This is a genomic window from Campylobacter concisus (genome assembly GCF_003048555.1).
Classification (GTDB): Bacteria; Campylobacterota; Campylobacteria; order Campylobacterales; family Campylobacteraceae; genus Campylobacter_A; species Campylobacter_A concisus_AO.
On the sequence record NZ_PIRR01000003.1, the window covers coordinates 29,089 to 45,800 of the forward strand.

17 protein-coding genes are annotated in these 16,712 nt (G+C 38.6%); 2 read left to right on the forward strand and 15 right to left on the reverse strand.

Annotated elements, in window-relative coordinates:
- Positions 1–2: 2 nt before the first annotated feature.
- On the reverse strand, positions 3–1,037 hold the full coding sequence (gene lpxB, locus CVS92_RS00805; protein WP_107691412.1) for a lipid-A-disaccharide synthase: 1,035 nt from the start codon (positions 1,035–1,037) through the stop codon (positions 3–5).
- A gap of 102 nt (positions 1,038–1,139) precedes the next feature.
- On the opposite strand from lpxB, the gene surE reads away from it, so the two are divergent.
- Positions 1,140–1,916 (forward strand): 5'/3'-nucleotidase SurE, encoded by a 777-nt coding sequence (gene surE / locus CVS92_RS00810; RefSeq protein ID WP_107788171.1) that lies wholly within the window; start codon positions 1,140–1,142, stop codon positions 1,914–1,916.
- Positions 1,906–2,553: a ThiF family adenylyltransferase gene (locus CVS92_RS00815; RefSeq protein WP_107788172.1), complete on the forward strand. Its 648-nt coding sequence runs from the start codon at positions 1,906–1,908 to the stop codon at positions 2,551–2,553. The genes surE and CVS92_RS00815 overlap by 11 nt, the downstream gene beginning before the upstream one ends.
- Before the next feature lie 534 nt (positions 2,554–3,087).
- On the opposite strand, the gene CVS92_RS00820 is transcribed toward CVS92_RS00815, so the two are convergent.
- The 14 genes from CVS92_RS00820 to pglA all read right to left on the reverse strand — a co-directional run bounded on the left by CVS92_RS00820 (position 3,088) and on the right by pglA (position 16,712).
- Entirely contained in the window at positions 3,088–4,602 is a 1,515-nt protein-coding gene (locus CVS92_RS00820; RefSeq protein ID WP_021091757.1) for a 2-isopropylmalate synthase, read from the reverse strand.
- Between the two features lie 144 nt (positions 4,603–4,746).
- Positions 4,747–5,478 carry a CDP-diacylglycerol--serine O-phosphatidyltransferase gene (pssA, locus tag CVS92_RS00825; protein WP_021091822.1) on the reverse strand — a complete coding sequence of 244 codons (732 nt, stop codon included), beginning with the start codon at positions 5,476–5,478 and terminating at the stop codon, positions 4,747–4,749.
- Positions 5,471–6,097, reverse strand: coding sequence for a phosphatidylserine decarboxylase (locus CVS92_RS00830; protein WP_107788173.1), 627 nt, complete (start codon positions 6,095–6,097; stop codon positions 5,471–5,473). The genes pssA and CVS92_RS00830 overlap by 8 nt, the downstream gene beginning before the upstream one ends.
- 2 nt (positions 6,098–6,099) lie before the next feature.
- A complete protein-coding gene (gene ftsH / locus CVS92_RS00835) occupies positions 6,100–8,025 on the reverse strand; it encodes an ATP-dependent zinc metalloprotease FtsH (RefSeq protein WP_107788174.1) in 1,926 nt (641 codons plus the stop codon).
- The gene (locus tag CVS92_RS00840) at positions 8,018–8,851 is read right to left on the reverse strand and encodes a 50S ribosomal protein L11 methyltransferase (protein WP_107788175.1); all 834 of its coding nucleotides are present in this window, start codon (positions 8,849–8,851) and stop codon (positions 8,018–8,020) included. Before CVS92_RS00840 ends, ftsH begins: the two co-directional genes overlap by 8 nt.
- A complete protein-coding gene (locus CVS92_RS00845) occupies positions 8,851–9,216 on the reverse strand; it encodes a chemotaxis response regulator CheY (RefSeq protein ID WP_002939933.1) in 366 nt (121 codons plus the stop codon). The genes CVS92_RS00840 and CVS92_RS00845 overlap by 1 nt, the downstream gene beginning before the upstream one ends.
- Before the next feature lie 63 nt (positions 9,217–9,279).
- Positions 9,280–9,990, reverse strand: coding sequence for a 1-(5-phosphoribosyl)-5-[(5-phosphoribosylamino)methylideneamino]imidazole-4-carboxamide isomerase (hisA, locus tag CVS92_RS00850; RefSeq protein ID WP_107788176.1), 711 nt, complete (start codon positions 9,988–9,990; stop codon positions 9,280–9,282).
- The gene (gene hisH / locus CVS92_RS00855; protein ID WP_107788177.1) at positions 9,990–10,601 is read right to left on the reverse strand and encodes an imidazole glycerol phosphate synthase subunit HisH; all 612 of its coding nucleotides are present in this window, start codon (positions 10,599–10,601) and stop codon (positions 9,990–9,992) included. The genes hisA and hisH overlap by 1 nt, the downstream gene beginning before the upstream one ends.
- Positions 10,598–11,494, reverse strand: coding sequence for a PDC sensor domain-containing protein (locus tag CVS92_RS00860; RefSeq protein ID WP_107788178.1), 897 nt, complete (start codon positions 11,492–11,494; stop codon positions 10,598–10,600). The genes hisH and CVS92_RS00860 overlap by 4 nt, the downstream gene beginning before the upstream one ends.
- Before the next feature lie 2 nt (positions 11,495–11,496).
- Positions 11,497–13,281, reverse strand: a complete 1,785-nt coding sequence (gene pglF, locus CVS92_RS00865; protein ID WP_107788179.1) for a UDP-N-acetylglucosamine 4,6-dehydratase (configuration-retaining) — start codon at positions 13,279–13,281, stop codon at positions 11,497–11,499.
- Complete coding sequence (gene pglE, locus CVS92_RS00870) at positions 13,282–14,373, reverse strand: UDP-N-acetylbacillosamine transaminase (protein WP_107788180.1); 1,092 nt, start codon at positions 14,371–14,373, stop codon at positions 13,282–13,284.
- Positions 14,374–14,421: 48 nt separating this feature from the next.
- A complete protein-coding gene (pglD, locus tag CVS92_RS00875; RefSeq protein ID WP_107788181.1) occupies positions 14,422–15,012 on the reverse strand; it encodes a UDP-N-acetylbacillosamine N-acetyltransferase in 591 nt (196 codons plus the stop codon).
- Entirely contained in the window at positions 14,999–15,604 is a 606-nt protein-coding gene (gene pglC / locus CVS92_RS00880; RefSeq protein ID WP_107788182.1) for an undecaprenyl phosphate N,N'-diacetylbacillosamine 1-phosphate transferase, read from the reverse strand. The genes pglD and pglC overlap by 14 nt, the downstream gene beginning before the upstream one ends.
- A complete protein-coding gene (gene pglA / locus CVS92_RS00885) occupies positions 15,597–16,712 on the reverse strand; it encodes a N,N'-diacetylbacillosaminyl-diphospho-undecaprenol alpha-1,3-N-acetylgalactosaminyltransferase (RefSeq protein ID WP_107788183.1) in 1,116 nt (371 codons plus the stop codon). Before pglA ends, pglC begins: the two co-directional genes overlap by 8 nt.

Here is a 16,712-nt window from a genome sequence, read left to right on the forward strand (position 1 = left end):
TTTTACTCCATATTCTTTAAAATTTTTACTACGTTTTTGCTGCTGCCATGCCCTAAATAAGCCCTTAGTTCATCACAGCCTTTTAAGAATTTCTGCCTATCGCAGCTCTCATAAGCTCTTAGCAAATTTTCAGCCGTTGCAAACTCTTGGATAAACTCCTCATGAAGCGGCTCTTTGCCCATGAAATCAAACATTATATTTGCAAGTCCAGCGTGCTTGATCTTTACAAATTTTCTAGCTATAAAAATATCTATGGCTTTTGCCTTGTAAGCTAGCACAAATGGCGTGCCAATGAGCGCTGCCTCAAGCGTAGCCGTGCCTGAGCAAACAAAGGCAAAATCGCTCTCATACAAAGCTTCAGGCGTATTTAAGACGATATCAAAATCGCTTACATCGCCATAAATTTCACCCACTTTATCAAGCAAAAATGGTGGCACGACAAGCAGTCTTTTTGCCTCAATATTCTTAGCAAGCTCTCTATAAACTGGCATAAGTCTTGAAATCTCTGACCTTCTAGAGCCTGGCAAAAAAGCCACTTTGCCACTGCTACTTAGGCTAGTTTTTTTAAGCTTTATCTCATCCATCAAAGGATGTCCCACGTAGGTCGATCGGCTATAAAATTTCGCATCAAATGGCAGGATCGAAGCCAGGTTGTCACAGTACCTCTCCACTACGCTCACTCTTTTTGGCTTCCACGCCCAAACTTGAGGCAAGATATAGTATGTCACGGCCGTCTTTGCACCAGCCTTTTTTATCGCCTTTGCAAGTGGCAGATTAAATGCTGGGCTGTCTATTAGCAGCACTGCATCAGCCTCTTTTGCCATCTGGCTCATCACTTTTATCGCCTTTTTTGCTTTGAAAATGAGCGGCAAAACCTCGACAAAGCCCATCGCTGAAAATTCGCTACTTTTCATATATGGCGTGCCAAGCTCTTCGCTAAAAATTCCCATAAGCTCAAATTCGCCCTCGAAATTTTTCAAAATTTCTTTTAAATGCAAATTTGCCGATGGCTCAAGAGCGGAGACTAAAATTTTCATTTACACACTTTCATCAGGTCTTTTTTTGGGGGCATTATACGCAAAAATTCTTTAAAATTTTAAGAAAGCTGTGATAAAATCCAACCCTTTAAAGGATAAAATTTGAAAGAAATTTTGATAACAAATGACGATGGATTTGAGGCGACTGGCTTACTTGCTTTAAAAGAAGCTTTAAGTGAGCTAGACGGCGTGAACGTCACGATCGTAGCTCCAAGCTCTGAAAAATCAGCCTGCGCTCACTCTTTGACGCTCACAAGGCCACTTAGATTTATAAAACTTGATGATAACTTTTTTAAACTCGATGACGCAACGCCAAGTGACTGCGTCTATCTCGCACTTCACGCACTTTATAATAAAAAGCCAGATCTAGTGATAAGCGGCATAAATCACGGAGCAAATTTGGGCGAAGATATAACCTATTCTGGTACGTGTGGAGCGGCGATGGAGGGGGTTTTGCAAGGCATTAGAAGTATCGCTTTTTCGCAGTTTTATGCAAACAACTCGCTGAATGAACTTGGCTTTAATCTAGCAAAAGAGGTGGTGAAATTTATCGTACCAAAGGTGCTAGAGGATGAAATTTCGCTAAATCAAAGAGAATTTCTAAATGTAAATATCCCAGCCGTGACAAGCAAAAATTTCAAAGGCTACACCGTCGTCCCAGCTGGCAAACGCACCTACGCCACACATGCTACGCTTAATCGCAACCCAAGAGGTATCGAGTACTACTGGCTTGGAAACGCTGCACTTGAATACGAAAAGGGCGAGCCTAGTGACATCAGCAAGGTAAATGATGGCTTTGCCACGATAACGCCCATAAAACTAAATATGACTTCATACGAGAGTTTGGAGAGCTTAAAAGGGAAATTTGATGCAAAATGATAGATTTACGAGGACAAGATGGCTCTTTGGCGAGGATGGTTTTAGCAAGCTTCAAAGCGCAAAAGTGCTAGTTTGTGGAGCTGGTGGTGTGGGTGGAATGTGCGTAGATGCGCTTGCTAGAAGCGGGGTTGGGAGCATCACGCTGATCGATAAAGACACCTTTGATATAACAAATCAAAATCGCCAAATTTACAGCGAAAACATTGGTGGCATAAAGGTAGATGAGTTTGCCAAAATTTATCCTTGTATCACGCCTATTCAGACGCTGATTACGCCTGAGTTTATTGCTGGATTTGACTTTAGTAAATTTGACGTGGTGATCGATGCGATCGATGATATCACTGCTAAGATCGCCCTTGCAAATGCGGTAGATCCTAGCAAATTTATAGCCTCTATGGGTGGTGCAAAAAGGATCGATCCAACCAAGATAAAGGTGGCTAGCGTGTGGAAAACCTCGGTCGATCCACTAGCTAGAAAATATAGATATGAACTCAAAAAATCAGGCTTTAGCGGTAAATTTGATGTGGTCTTTTCAACAGAAGAGCCACTTTGCAAACAACTTGGCAGCTTCATGGGTGTGACTGCTTGCTTTGGGCTAAATTTAGCCTCACTAGCTGTTAAAAAGATAGTTGGGTAGTAAGTCAAAAAATTTGTTCTCTGAGCAAAATTTTAAATTAAAGCTGGTATTTTGTGGCTATAAATTTAGTAGTCTGCTATGGCGAGTGTAATATTTTAAAATTTACAAAATGGCTTGATTAAATTTGCAATTTTTTATTCGAAAGAGAGGCAAGGGGACTTAATTTTACTTCTCAGGCTCGCAACTGCGTGGTAGACGCGAAGTCCATCCCCTTGTCCCCCTCCTTTTTTTAAGAAATCCCCCAAATCCCTCGCACATTCAAGAGGCATACACTAGTGCTTTACACTGCATGCGGTCTAAACCTTATCAAATTTTAAAAATTTACGAGCGGGCATATCACGCTTATAAATTTAGTGGCGAATATTTATGAGCCCTAAAATTAGTAAGTTGCTAAGGTGAGTGAGTAAGATTTTAAAATTTGCAAAGATAGTAAAATTCTATTTTTTAAATAAGGACTTTAAATTTTAAAAATTTATATATTTTTTGGATTAAATTTAAAATAGCCAGCTGCAAATTTAGCAGCCGGCTAAAATTTTAGTTTTTATGTATGCGAAGGTAGCTATTTAGTGCGCCAACATAGGCTTTTGCGCTTGCCATCATAGTATCTATGTCAAGTCCATGGCCTATTACAGCCGTTTTACCCTCAAACTCGACCTTTACATCAACCTTTGCAAGTGCATCCTTGCCTTGAGAAACAGACGCCACTTTATAGTCTTTTAGCGTGCCGCTAATGCCACTAATACGATCAACCACCTTAAATATCGCATCAGCAGTACCATTTCCTAGAGCTGAGTCGCTAATAATCTCATCATTGTGTTTTATACTAATTGAAGCACTCGCAAGGCTTCCGCCGCTACTTTGAAGAAGAGCCGTAATCTCATAAGCTTGTGGAATTTTTGTAATCTCTTCAGCCACAAGAGCCCTAATATCATCATCAAATATCTCTTTTTTCTTATCAGCTAGCTCTTTAAATTTTTCAAAAGCCTTATTAAGAGCATCGCTATCAAGGTCAAATCCAAGGCTAGCAAGCTTATCTTTAAACGCGTGGCGACCGCTATGCTTACCTAAAACAAGGGAATTTTTCTCAAGGCCTATACTCTCAGCGCTAATTATCTCATAGGTCTCTTTGTGTTTTAGCACGCCGTCTTGATGTATGCCACTCTCATGAGCAAATGCGTTTTTACCAACGATAGCTTTGTTTGGTTGAGGCTCAATGCCTATAATACTAGCAATCAGTCTTGAAGTTGGATAAATTTCTTTTGAGATAATGTCTGTATAAAATGGAGCAAAGACGTCTTGGCGAGTTTTAATAGCCATCACGATCTCTTCAAGCGCAGCATTTCCGGCGCGCTCACCTATGCCATTTATCGTGCCTTCGACCTGCCTTGCACCAGCTTTTATGGCCGCTAGTGAATTTGCTGTAGCCATGCCTAAGTCATTGTGATTATGCACAGATATTATGGCTCTATCGCCTACAAATTTTACTATTTCACTAATGCGAGCAGTTATCTCTTCAGGATATAAATAACCAACTGTATCAGGAATATTTAAAGTTTTTGCACCCGCATTTATGGCAGCATCACAAATTTCTTTTAAAAAGCTCATTTCACTTCTACAAGCGTCCTCGCAGCTAAACTCCACATCATCGCAAAAAGTTTTTGCGTATTTTATAGACTCGACTGCACGTTTTATTACTTCATCTGGGCTCATTTTTAGCTTGTACTCCATATGAATTGGGCTTGTTGCTATAAATGTATGAATTCTCTTATTTTTAGCTGGAGCCAATGCCTCGCCAGCTGCCTTGATATCACGCTCAACTGCACGTGCAAGAGAGCAAACCGTGATATTTGAGGCTTGCTTTGCTATTTGATTTACCGCATCAAAGTCCCCTGGGCTTGCTGCTGCAAATCCAGCCTCCATAACATCCACACCAAGCCTTTCAAGCTGAAGTGCGATCTGTAGTTTTTCGGCTGTATTCATCGATGCACCAGGGCTTTGCTCGCCATCTCTTAAAGTTGTATCAAAGATTATAATTTTATTCTTATCCATTTTTGTCCTTTTTTATTTTTTTATTTAAATTTTAAATTTGATGAGTTAAGTAAAGAGAAATTTGCTACCTAAGTAGCAGCAGTAGAGAGTTTTTGATTTCGATTTTAGGTAAAAATTTACGTGATTTTATGACGCCATTTTCACTCATTCGCTCTCCTTTTTTTTGGAATTTTTACTAAACATTATAGTAGCTCTTACTATACCATAAAGCATATAGATGCTCATAACCAAAGTCGCACTTTCAAATGGATATAGATAAAGCATCGAAAATGCAACTACAAGAGCTACTAAAATTCTTATCACATGGGTTTGTTTTAAATTTATTTTTTTAAAGCTTGGATAGCGGATGTTGCTAACCATTAAAGCTGCCAAAGTAGCTTCAAGTAACATCAAGCACCACTCAAATCCCTCTAAAAAAGTATAGTCAATATAAATTCCAACCCAAAGTACGCTCACAATAGCTGCTGATGGAATAGGAAGCCCGATAAAAACATTTGGCTCATATGTGCCAGTAGTGACATTAAAACGAGCAAGCCTAATAGCTCCAAAAACTACAAACATAGCAGCTATAAGTGCTCCGAATCTGCCAAAATTTTTACCAATAGTCAAATAAAATAAAATCGCTGGCGCTACACCAAAAGCAACAAGATCTGCAAGACTATCAAACTCTACGCCAAATTTGCTAGTTGTCTTTGTAAGTCTAGCCACACGTCCATCAAGTCCATCTAAAATAAGCGATAAGATTATATAAATAATGGCTTTAAAATAGTTACCTTGAATAGATGAAATAATGCTAATAACACCCAAAAAAGCACTAGCTGCTGTAAATAAATTTGGCAAGATATACATTAGTTGCATCTTTTGTATGTTATTCATCTCTTTTTCCCTCTTCAAAATATCCCAAAAGTGAAGCAGCCTTTACGCTTTCTCCAACGCTTACACATATTTTAGTCTCTCTTGGTAAGTATAAAATCACCTCACCACTTCCTAAAAAACCAAATTTTCTAGATGCTTTTAGGCTAGTAACATTTGAAATTTCTAAGCTTCGACTGAAAACTCCAGCTATAATTTTCATAACAAATTTTATATTTTCTTTTTCAAAGCGAATAATAGCTCTTTCATTTAAAAATTCTGAAATTTTCATAGCCTGGCATAAGAATAAGCCATGTCTTTTGCGTATTTCAGCTACTTTTATATCACTTACAGCCCTTAATGTGCCAACATCAAAAAAAGATTTTTTTATGACGATCTTAGCTACTTCATTATTATCAAAATTTGAAGCACTAATCTCTTTTATCTTGCCATCAATCGGCGATAGTAAAGCCAATTTATCATCAGAAAATGGCTCTCTCTCAGGATCTCTAAAAAAATAAAGACTCAAAAAGAATAAAATAGCAAAAAATAGCGACAAGATCCCAAACAGCAAAGATAAAACAAATAAAGTTAAAAAAAATAATATAAATTTATATCCTGCTTTCGCGATATAGCCACTCATTTTTATTCCTCTTTTTTGCTCTTATCGTCTTCTTCCATCTCTACGAGTCTGCTCTCTAGATCATTTTCGATCTCATAGTTTTTAATGATCTCTCTAACTCTTTTTCCTTCGATTGTTTCTTCTTCATAAAGTGCTGATACCATATTTTCAATGGCGCCTTTATAAATTTCAAGAAGACCAAGCACAGCTGTATATCTTTCATGAAGAAGTGTTTTTACAAACTCATCAACCTTTTCAGCCATCTTATCACTGTAATCTTTGATGCTTTGACCGCCATTTAAAAACGTAGCACGTTGTTTTTCAAGCACCATAAGACCAGCAACATCACTCATACCATACATACTAACCATAGCTTTTATGATATCAGTCGCACGCTCTAGGTCGTTGCTAGCTCCGGTTGAAATTTCTTTAATAAACACCTCTTCAGCAGCCCTACCAGCCAAAAGCACATCTACTTCTGCTATCAATTCATGCTTTTGCATCATAAATTTATTCTCTTCAGGCGTATTTAGAGTATAGCCAAGTGCCGCAAGACCACGTGGCACGACTGAGACTTTTGTTACCCTTTTTGCACCTTTTGTTAGCTCAGCTATCAAGGCATGACCGCACTCATGATAAGTGACAATTCTTTTTTCTTTTGGATTTACGCGGCGAGACTTTTTCTCAAGTCCAGCAATCGATCTCTCAACAGCCTCCACAAGATCGGCCTGCTCAACAAAGGTCTTTGACTTACGTCCTGCAAGAAGTGCTGCCTCATTTATGATGTTTTCAAGATCAGCGCCAGCTAAACCAGTAGTAAGCCTTGCGATATCTTCGATATTTACATCTTTGCCAATCTTTACATCTTTCATGTGAACTTTTAAGATGTCGCAGCGTCCTTTAAAATCAGGTTTATCAACAAGCACTTGCCTATCAAATCTACCTGGCCTTAAAAGCGCAGCATCTAAAACTTCAGGTCTATTTGTAGCAGCTATAACAATAACTGGTGATTTATCCGCATCAAAGCCGTCCATCTCAGAAAGAAGCTGATTTAGCGTTTGCTCTCTCTCGTCATTGCCGCCCATCGGACCAGAATTTCTACTTTTACCGATCGCATCGATCTCATCTATAAAAACGATCGCTGGAGCCTCTTTTTTAGCATTTTCAAAAAGATCTCTAACCCTACTTGCGCCAACACCGACAAACATCTCTATAAAGCTTGATGCTGACATAGAGAAAAATGGCACACTAGCCTCGCCTGCAACTGCTCTTGCAAGAAGCGTTTTGCCTGTGCCCGGAGGGCCAACTAGCAAAATTCCTTTTGGAATTTTTGCCCCAAGTCTTAGATATTTATCAGGACTTTTTAGATAATCAACTATTTCTTGAACCTCTTCTTTTGCCTCTTCGACACCTGCGACATCGTCAAATTTTACTTTTGGCTTTTCAGAATTTATAAGTTTTTTTGCACTTCCTATGCCAAGTATGCCGCCGCCAATATTCTTTTGCATACGACTAGCAATAAACATCCAAATAGCAAAAAATATAAATACCGGGATGATCCATGAAAATATAAGATCACCAAACCAGTTATTTTCGCTATAAACGCTATAAGTTATGCCATTTTGCTCAAGTATGCCAATGAGCGTTGGATCATTTATACGTTTTGCAAGATAGATAGTTTTGTCACTACCTATGCCTTTTATGGTAGTTTCTGAGATAGCAACCTCATTTAGTTGCTTATTTTTTAACATATCTTTAAACTCAGAATAAGCTACCATTTTACTCTGAGCATTACTATTTAGCCCAAAAGAGCCACCTAGTCCGTCTCCACTAAAACTTCTAAAAGCTAAAACTATAACTATTGCAAAAATGGCGAAAATAAAAATAGGATTTTTATTAAAAAAACCGTTATTATTGCCATTATTTTGGTTATTATTTTGGTTATTCATCTATTTCCTTATAAACAAAGCTACTCCAATCGTTACTTTGTTTTATCTCAATTAGCTCCAAATCCTTAAATGTATCTTTAATCCTATCTTCGTATTTGTTTAAAATTCCTGACAATACCAAGTAGCCGCCTTTTTTAAGCGATTTTTTTAAGTCATTTGAGAGCATAAAAATGACATCAGCAATGATATTTGCTACGACAATGTCATATTTTTGCTCTAAATTTACGATAGAGCCTGTCCAAATTTTATTAAATTTAATCTCATTTAACTCAGCGTTACTAAGTGAACTTTGTGTAGCTTGCTCGTCTGTATCGCAAGCATCGACCTTACAGCCAAGCTTTGCTAAAGCTATGCTTAATATCCCGCTTCCGCATCCTACATCTAAAGCAGTATTGCCACTTTTTGCATATTTTTGTAAAAGTTGCAAACAAGAATTTGTACTTTCGTGGTGCCCTGAGCCAAAGGCTAGAGCTGGGTCGATTATGATATTTGTTACGCCATTAAGTGGCTCTTCCCAGCTAGGTCTAACATAAATTTTATCAACTAAAATAGGCTTAACTGCCTTTTTATATTCACCTAGCCAGTCTTTATTTTCTTTTAAATTAAGAGAAATTTTTAAATCATTTGAAATTTTACGAACACTAGAGAGCCCTTTTGCATACTCTTCAATACCCCAAGCTATATCTTTTAGATCATACTCTTCCCTGATGATGATCTCGTGATCTAGCTCTTCAACACAGGTAACTTCAAAAGAGAAAACTAGCTCTAAAATTTCATCATAAAAATTTGATGTTTTTATGCTTAATTCGTAGAATTTATCTTTCATTAACCAAGAACGTCTTCAAGCTTCTCTTTTAAAACTTGTGGCGTAAAAGGTTTAACGATGTAGTTATTAACACCTGCTTTTAAAGCTGTTATAACTTCGGCTTTTCCGCCCTCTGTTGTTACCATTATGATAGGCATATCAACATACTTTTGCTCTGCTCTTACCTTTTTAACAAGCTCAAGACCATTCATCTCAGGCATATTCCAGTCAGTGATAAGAACTTCGATACCTTCGTTTTGAGTTAAGATATTCCAGGCCTCAAGACCGTGCTCAGCCTCAAGAATTTCTTGATGTCCTAACCTTTGTAAAGTATTTTTTATGATTCTTCTCATTGTTGAACTGTCATCTACAACCAAAATCTTCACATAATATCCTTTTAGTAAAAATTGCCCTATTCTAGCTAATTTAAATTTATAAAAGCTTTAACGCTATCTAAGTAGTTTAAAGGCCTCTTTTAGGTCAAGCAACCCCTCATAGTAGGCTTTCCCAACTATTACGCCACTAATCTCATTTGTGGCTTTTAGCATCAAAATATCATTTATATCACTCACGCCACCACTTGCTATCGTCTCGAGCTTACTATTTCTAGCTATTTGCAAGCTAAACTCAACATTAACTCCGCCAAGCATTCCATCCTTATTAATATCGGTGCAAATCACAGCTTCCACGCCAACATCTGCAAATTTTCTTGCAAGATCGACTGCTTTTATATTTGAGATCTCGCCCCAACCTTGCACGGCCACATAGCCATCTTTTGCGTCAATACCAACTACAACTCTATAAATTTCAGCCATTTTTGCTGTAAATTCTGGATCTCTAAGAGCAACTGAGCCAAGAATCACTCTGCTAACTCCAAGGTCTAAATAGCGCTTTATACGCTCTTCATCTCTTATGCCACCACCCACTTGGACGCTTAAATTTGTAGCCTTTGTAATCTTTTCAATTGTTTTAAAATTTATCGTCTCTCCAGCAAATGCACCATCCAAATCAACCACATGAATCCATTTTGCGCCATAATCTTCAAATTTCTTAGCAAGTTCACTTGGCTCGTTACTATAAATTTTTGCACTTTGCATAAGACCTTTGCTAAGTCTAACCGCTTGTCCCTCTTTTAAATCAATCGCTGGAAAAATTTCCATCATAACCTCGCAAAATTCTCTAAAATTTTAAGTCCAGCTTCATGACTTTTTTCTGGATGAGGCTGAAAGCCAAAGATATTTTCATGCCAAACCGCACTTGTAAATTCATATCCGTAAGTCGTCTTTGCAAGAGCAAATTTATCATCACAAACCACATGATAGCTATGTACAAAATATAAATACTCAAGCTCTTTTAGTCCTAAATTTAATGGACTATTTTGCTTAAATTCCAAAGCGTTCCAACCAATATGAGGTATCTTTAATGGTTTATCGAAATTAGCTTCATTAAATTTTACGACCTCGCCAGCTATCAGTCCAAGCCCAGCATGTTCACCAAATTCAAAACCTTTTTCAAATAAAAGCTGCATGCCAAGACAGATACCAATAAATGCTTTACCGCTTTTTACTGCCTCTTTTATCGCTTTATCCATGCCGTTATTTTTTAGCTTTTTCATCGCTTCACCAAAGGCTCCAACGCCTGGTAAAACAATGTGAGAGTGCTCTTTTAAATTCTCAGGATCACTTACTAAAACACATTTTTTGTCAAGAAAATTAAAAGCATTTATCACACTTTTAATATTTCCAGCACCATAATCAACTATCGCGATCATTTACCATCCTGCTTTTTTACACTAAAAAGATAAATGCTAAGTGCGGCCATCAATACGGCGACACCGCCTATTAGATAGATAGCGTTTATGATATTTTCGGGCGCGGTTATAGCAAATTTAAACACAAGCATAAGCGCTTCGATCGCAAGTGCGATGATAATTGAGCCGATAAATCTCACCATCGTCTTATAAATCACACTATTTTCATCGTGATTTTTCCCTAAAACTTCCTCTTCAAATATCGTTTTTACAAGGTCAAAAATGGCAAGAGCGAGCGTTAAAATAATGGTTGATTCAAAAATTTCTTCAACATTTATATGCTGGATACTTTTTGAAATAAAGCTCTTTACGCCATGCCAAAACAAAAAGGCACAGATCATAAAAAGTGAGGCGCAAAATAGTGTGTAAACAGTCTTTAAAAATCTACCAAAGTGCTCCTCAACAAAGCCACCATCGACCATTTTTAGGATATTTTCTAAGCTTATGTCGATGCAGGCGATAAATTTAAGCTCATTTTTTTCATTATAGATAGGCACGCTTGCTGTGACGCATAAATTTCCATTTAGACTTGATGGATAAGGATCGCTTAAAACACACCTTTTCTCACGCACTGCGGTATAGTAGTATGCCTTATTTGCACGGTTTTCACCCTTTGGGATCTTGTATTTTTCATTTAGACTGATCGAGTCTTCGATCTGCACGCCATTTTCGTCTAAGATATATAATGCGTCAAAATTTTCTATCTCGTGACTGATCTTGTCAAAGCCAGCTTTTATGTTCTCCAAACAAACTCCAGGCAGTCTATTTGGCAAATTTCTACTAAATAAATAGCAAATATACGCCCTTGCCTTATATCTCGTATCGCTAAATCTCTTAATATCTTTAATAACCAAATTTAACCTTTTAAATTTAATGCGTGATTGAACTCAGGAACGATCTTTTTAAGTGCAGGTGCGATCTCGCTGTCATCTTCTAGCTCCAAAAGCTCATTGATCTGCGAATTTAAAAGCGTCAAATCATATGGCTGTGAATGTGTCACAAAGATCGACTCATACTTGGTTTGAACATCGTCTTTGTTGATAAGCAGCTCCTCATAAAGCTTCTCGCCCGTCCTAAGTCCTACAAATTCGATACCCAAATGCTCTTTATTTGAAAGAAGCAGCATCTTTTTAGCCAGATCGACGATCTTTATCGGCTCGCCCATATCAAGCACAAAAAGCTCGCCACCTTCTGCAATAGAGGCAGCTTGAAGTACCAGCTGACACGCTTCAGATGTGAGCATAAAATATCTTGTAATCTCTGGGTGAGTAACACTTAGTGGCTTATTTGCAGCGATTTGTGCTTTAAATTTCGGTATAACAGAGCCACTTGAGCCAAGGACATTTCCAAAGCGAACGCAAACTATCTCACAGACACCTGCTTCATTTGAATTTAAAGCATAAAGCTCACAAACACGCTTAGTTGTGCCCATTATATTTGTTGGGCGTACGGCCTTGTCTGATGAGATCATGACAAATTTTTTAACGCCATATTTTTTTGAAAGATCGACAGCATTTTTTGTACCAAGGATATTATTTTCGACAGCCGAGCGAGGGTTTAGCTCACAAAGCGGCACGTGCTTATATGCTGCAGCATGGATAACAATCTCAGGTTTGAAGTCAGCAAAAACTTCTTCAAAGTCCTTTAAATTTGTGATATTTACAAGCTTGCTAACAGTCCTTTTATCTTTTGTATCTTCGCCTATTTTATAAAGGTTAAACTCACTGTGCTCAACCATTACAAGCTCGCTTACTCCAAATTTTAAGCACTGCTTGCAAATTTCGCTTCCTATACTACCACCAGCTCCAGTGACAAGCACTCTTTTATCCTTTAAGAAATTTGAAATAGCCTCTGGATTAAGGTCTTTTGGCTTTCTAGCGAGCAAATCTTCGATCGAGATATCTTTGATCGGCTCATTTTCGATAAGCGAAAAGAGTTTCATATCTCTTATGCCATATCCGCTTAGCTCATCAACTAAGGCTTGAAGCTCGTCTTGATCAAGTGCTAGTGCGATGATAGCAGTCTTTGCGTCATAATCTTTTATAAGGCTTGGTATCTCTTTTTTATCTTGAACTAAAAATCCATCACAATATGTGCCAACAAGGTCACTTCTGCCATCTACCACGCCAACTGCGTAGTAGTCAAGATAGCCCTGCTTTAAGCCACGCAAGACGTGAAGCGCTTTTGACGTTGCGCCTATAACGATACAAGGCTCACCTTTGTGAGGTTTGTTTGAAAAGTCAAGCACCATGCGTTTTGAAATTCTTAAAAGCCCAACAAGTAAGCATGAAATAAGAAGATCAATGAAAATAACGCTTCTTGGATATGGATTTAAAAAATCTTGAATAATAAAAAAAATGATCGTAAATAAAACCGCTGAGCAAACGTGAGCAAGAAAAATTTTTCTTGCTTCGTTTAATCCAAAAAACCTCCACGGCACCTTGTAAATTTTAAACATCCACATAAAAAAGAGCTTAAATACGATCAAAAATCCAGCCGTTACAAAAAGCCCTTGTGCGTAGATATCTGGGATGTCAGCGTTAAATCTTAAAAGATAAGCCACATATATCGAAAAGATAAATATAAAAACATCGCCAAGAAGGAAAAATACGAGCCTTTTTAACTTTGTTGCATGAAACATTTACGCATTTTCCTTGACTATTTTTATCACTCTTTCTTGTGTCTGCTCGCTCATATCGCTGCCACTTGGCAAGCAAATTCCTCTTGAAAACAGATCTTCGCTATATCCATCGGTAAAGCTTAACGCACCTTTAAAGACAGGCTGTAAATGCATAGGCTTCCAAAGTGGACGACTCTCAATATTTTCATCAGCTAGTGCTTTTATAACTTTTAAATGTGCATCTTTTTTGGCAAAAACGCCAGTTGTGAGCCATCTGTTGCCACGAGAATTTGCTAGCTCTGGCATAAATTCTAAAATATCGCCAAGCTCTTTTTCATAAATTTCAAAGACTTTTCTCTTTTGCTCAACCCTTTTTTCCAAAACTTCCATCTGAGCCACGCCAATAGCGCCTAGCACGTTGCTTAAGCGATAGTTGTAGCCATAGTCTTTATGCTCATAGTGAAGCAAAGGCTCTCTTGCCTGAGTGCTGTAAAATCTAGCTTTTTCTACAAATTCCTTGTCACCAACTAGCATACCGCCACCTGAAGTGGTGATTATTTTATTGCCGTTAAAGCTATATGCACCCATCACGCCAAATGTGCCAAGCGCCTTACCGCCGTAAAATCCGCCAAGTGCTTCAGCTGCATCTTCAACCAAAGCGATGCCCTCGTTTTGGCAAATTTCACAAATTTCTTTCATCTTTGAAGCTTGACCGTAAAGATGAGTAACGACTAATGCCTTTGGCTTTTTAGGTAAATTTGAGATCGCTTTTTTAAGTAGTTCTGGGCTTAAATTCCAGCTCTCGTCGCAGTCGATGAAGACTGGAGTTGCTTTTTCATAAAGTATAGGCGAGACTGAAGCCATGAAGGTAAAGCTAGAAGCCAGCACAAAATCGCCCTCTTTTACGCCAAGGACACGAAGTGCTAGGTGAAGTGCTGCTGTTCCAGCGCTTAGCGCAAGAGCATCTTTTGCTCCGGTGTAGCTTTTTATACTTTCTTCAAATTTATTAACATACTCGCCAAGTGGCGCTATATAGTTGCTTTCAAAAACTTTTTTTATATATTCTTGCTCTTTTCCGCTCATATTTGGTGGAGATAAAAAAACCCTATCCATTTCATCCCTTTCGTGATTTTTTGGCGATTTTAGCACTTATTTTTAAATTTATATCTTAGCGCGCTCGCATGCTGGCACGCCGTAAGCCTTTGTGCCATCTTTTATATCTCTAACAACCACGCTTCCAGCACCGATGATGCAGTTTTTGCCAATACTTATGTCTTGAATGATGCTTGAGCCGATACCTATGTGCGTAAATTCGCCCACGCTAACATTTCCAGCAAGGGCTACATTTGGGCTGATGTGAGCAAATTTGTCTATCACGCACTCATGCTCTATCACCGCACCAGAGTTTATGATAGCGCCCTCTTTTATGCGTACCTTTGCGTTTATCACAGCATTTGGCATGATGACCGCACCTTTTTCTATAACAGCACTCTCACTCACAACCGCGCTTTTATGGATCAAAGTTACTATCTCAAAGCCAGCGGCCTCTACCCTTTGGCTGATCTTTTGCCTTGTTTTGTTTTCGCCAATAGCTATTATGATGTCTGCTTTTTCAAGCTTTGGGCTAAATTTAAACTCACTAGCATCATCTAAAAAAACTATCTCGTCATAGCCATTATTTCTAGCGATATCAGCGACTACAAGGCCATGGCCGCTCGCTCCGTAGATGTAAATTTTCTTAGTTTTTGCCATTAAATTTCTCCGTCGTTGCCTGACCCTCTTTGCTAACACCACTTCGTTTTAGCACCTTTTCGATGGTCCGTAATGCGATCTTTACATCAAGCATAAAGCTTAAATTTTTAGCGTAATAGACGTCGTACTCAAATTTTTTCTCCCAGCTTATGGCGTTTCTGCCATTTACCTGCGCTAGACCCGTGATACCAGGGCGCACGTCGTGGCGGTGCTTTTGCGTTTCGTTATAGATGGGTAGATATTCAACCAAAAGTGGCCTTGGTCCAATGAAACTCATGTCGCCCTTTAGCACGTTAAAAAGCTGTGGCAGCTCATCGAGGCTAAGTGAGCGGATCAGTTTGCCAAATTTACCAAGACGCTGATCATCTGGCAATAGCTCGCCATTTGCGTCACGCTCGTCGCTCATCGTCTTAAATTTATAAATTTTAAAAATTTTCTCTTTTAGCCCTGGTCTTGCCTGCGTAAAAATAACATCGCGGCTTACCTTAAAATAGATAAAGATCGCCGTTGCTATGATGATAGGCGATGTTAAAATGAGCAAAAATAGTGCTCCCAAAATATCAATCACCCTCTTTAAAAAATTTCTATACATCTATAAATTTCCTATAAATTTCTATATATCTTTTTGCGATTTGCTTCTCGTCAAACTCACTAACTGCCCAGTCTCTGCCATTTTGCCCAAGTTTAGTGCAAAGCGCTTCATCGTCAAGCAAAATTTTTATCTTTCCAGCAAGATCACTTGCGTCTTTTACCTTACATAAAAGCCCGTTGTAGCCCTCTTTTACAGCTTCATTGCAGCCTGTTACGTCACTTGCAACGACTGCTTTAGCCATACTCATCGCCTCTAAAACCGTTCTTGGAAAACCCTCTTTGTAGCTAGGAAGTGCTAGCAAGTAAGAGGCCTTTAAAAGCTGCGGGATATCGTTTCTAGCGCCAAGATAACGTACCTTGCCACCTTTTAAAAAGCTCTCGTCTGCGGTTGATTTATTACCAGCAAAACCCTCGCCCACAAAGACAAATTCGCAGTTTTTGTAGCCATTTAAAATTTCAGCTGCCTCGTAAAATTCTCGAACGCCCTTGTGCCACATGGCTCTGGCGATCATGAGAACCACCTTTTTATCGCCAAGATTAGATGCCTGCGTGATAGCTGGGTCAAATTTAGCAGTATCGACGCCGACACTTTTTATGCGATACACCTTGCTTTTATCTATCAAATTCCTTGAGATCAGATAGTCTGGATCTGCGTCATTTACGAAGATGCAAGCATCAGCTTTTGCAAAAGATAGCTTATAAAGGCTCTCCATGACAAAACGCACAGCCTTTGTCTTAATATCATCATCGATATAAAAGCTACCAAGGCCTTCAACCAAATTTATCACGTGCTTTATGCCAGCGTTTTTAGCAGCAAACGTGCCAAATACATTTGACTTGTGAGCGCCAGTTTGAAGCAGGTCTAAATTTAGCTCGCCTAAAATTTGAGATAGTTTTTTTGAGTTATTTATGACGGTTAGCGGATTTAGACTGGCCTTGTCAAGCTCGTATGTAACAGCGTGAAAGCTTTTAGCAAGCTCATCAGTAAAGTCACCTTTTGGAGCGATAGCAAAAACCTCATGCCCCATATCTTTTAAAGCCTGCATAACAGGGCGTCTAAAAAAGTGTATACTCATATCAGCGTGGCTTAAAAACCCTATCCTTGCCAT

What these genes read in the sequence shown, in the direction of transcription:
- pglF (WP_107788179.1), bottom strand. Translation starts at nt 13,281, where the DNA reads ATGTTTCATGCAACAAAGTTAAAAAGGCTCGTATTTTTCCTTCTTGGC.
- lpxB (WP_107691412.1), bottom strand. Translation starts at nt 1,037, where the DNA reads ATGAAAATTTTAGTCTCCGCTCTTGAGCCATCGGCAAATTTGCATTTA.
- CVS92_RS00840 (WP_107788175.1), bottom strand. Translation starts at nt 8,851, where the DNA reads ATGAAAGATAAATTCTACGAATTAAGCATAAAAACATCAAATTTTTAT.
- CVS92_RS00815 (WP_107788172.1), top strand. Translation starts at nt 1,906, where the DNA reads ATGCAAAATGATAGATTTACGAGGACAAGATGGCTCTTTGGCGAGGAT.
- pglC (WP_107788182.1), bottom strand. Translation starts at nt 15,604, where the DNA reads ATGTATAGAAATTTTTTAAAGAGGGTGATTGATATTTTGGGAGCACTA.
- hisA (WP_107788176.1), bottom strand. Translation starts at nt 9,990, where the DNA reads ATGGAAATTTTTCCAGCGATTGATTTAAAAGAGGGACAAGCGGTTAGA.
- hisH (WP_107788177.1), bottom strand. Translation starts at nt 10,601, where the DNA reads ATGATCGCGATAGTTGATTATGGTGCTGGAAATATTAAAAGTGTGATA.
- pssA (WP_021091822.1), bottom strand. Translation starts at nt 5,478, where the DNA reads ATGAATAACATACAAAAGATGCAACTAATGTATATCTTGCCAAATTTA.
- CVS92_RS00830 (WP_107788173.1), bottom strand. Translation starts at nt 6,097, where the DNA reads ATGAGTGGCTATATCGCGAAAGCAGGATATAAATTTATATTATTTTTT.
- ftsH (WP_107788174.1), bottom strand. Translation starts at nt 8,025, where the DNA reads ATGAATAACCAAAATAATAACCAAAATAATGGCAATAATAACGGTTTT.
- pglA (WP_107788183.1), bottom strand. Translation starts at nt 16,712, where the DNA reads ATGGCAAGGATAGGGTTTTTAAGCCACGCTGATATGAGTATACACTTT.
- pglD (WP_107788181.1), bottom strand. Translation starts at nt 15,012, where the DNA reads ATGGCAAAAACTAAGAAAATTTACATCTACGGAGCGAGCGGCCATGGC.
- pglE (WP_107788180.1), bottom strand. Translation starts at nt 14,373, where the DNA reads ATGGATAGGGTTTTTTTATCTCCACCAAATATGAGCGGAAAAGAGCAA.
- CVS92_RS00820 (WP_021091757.1), bottom strand. Translation starts at nt 4,602, where the DNA reads ATGGATAAGAATAAAATTATAATCTTTGATACAACTTTAAGAGATGGC.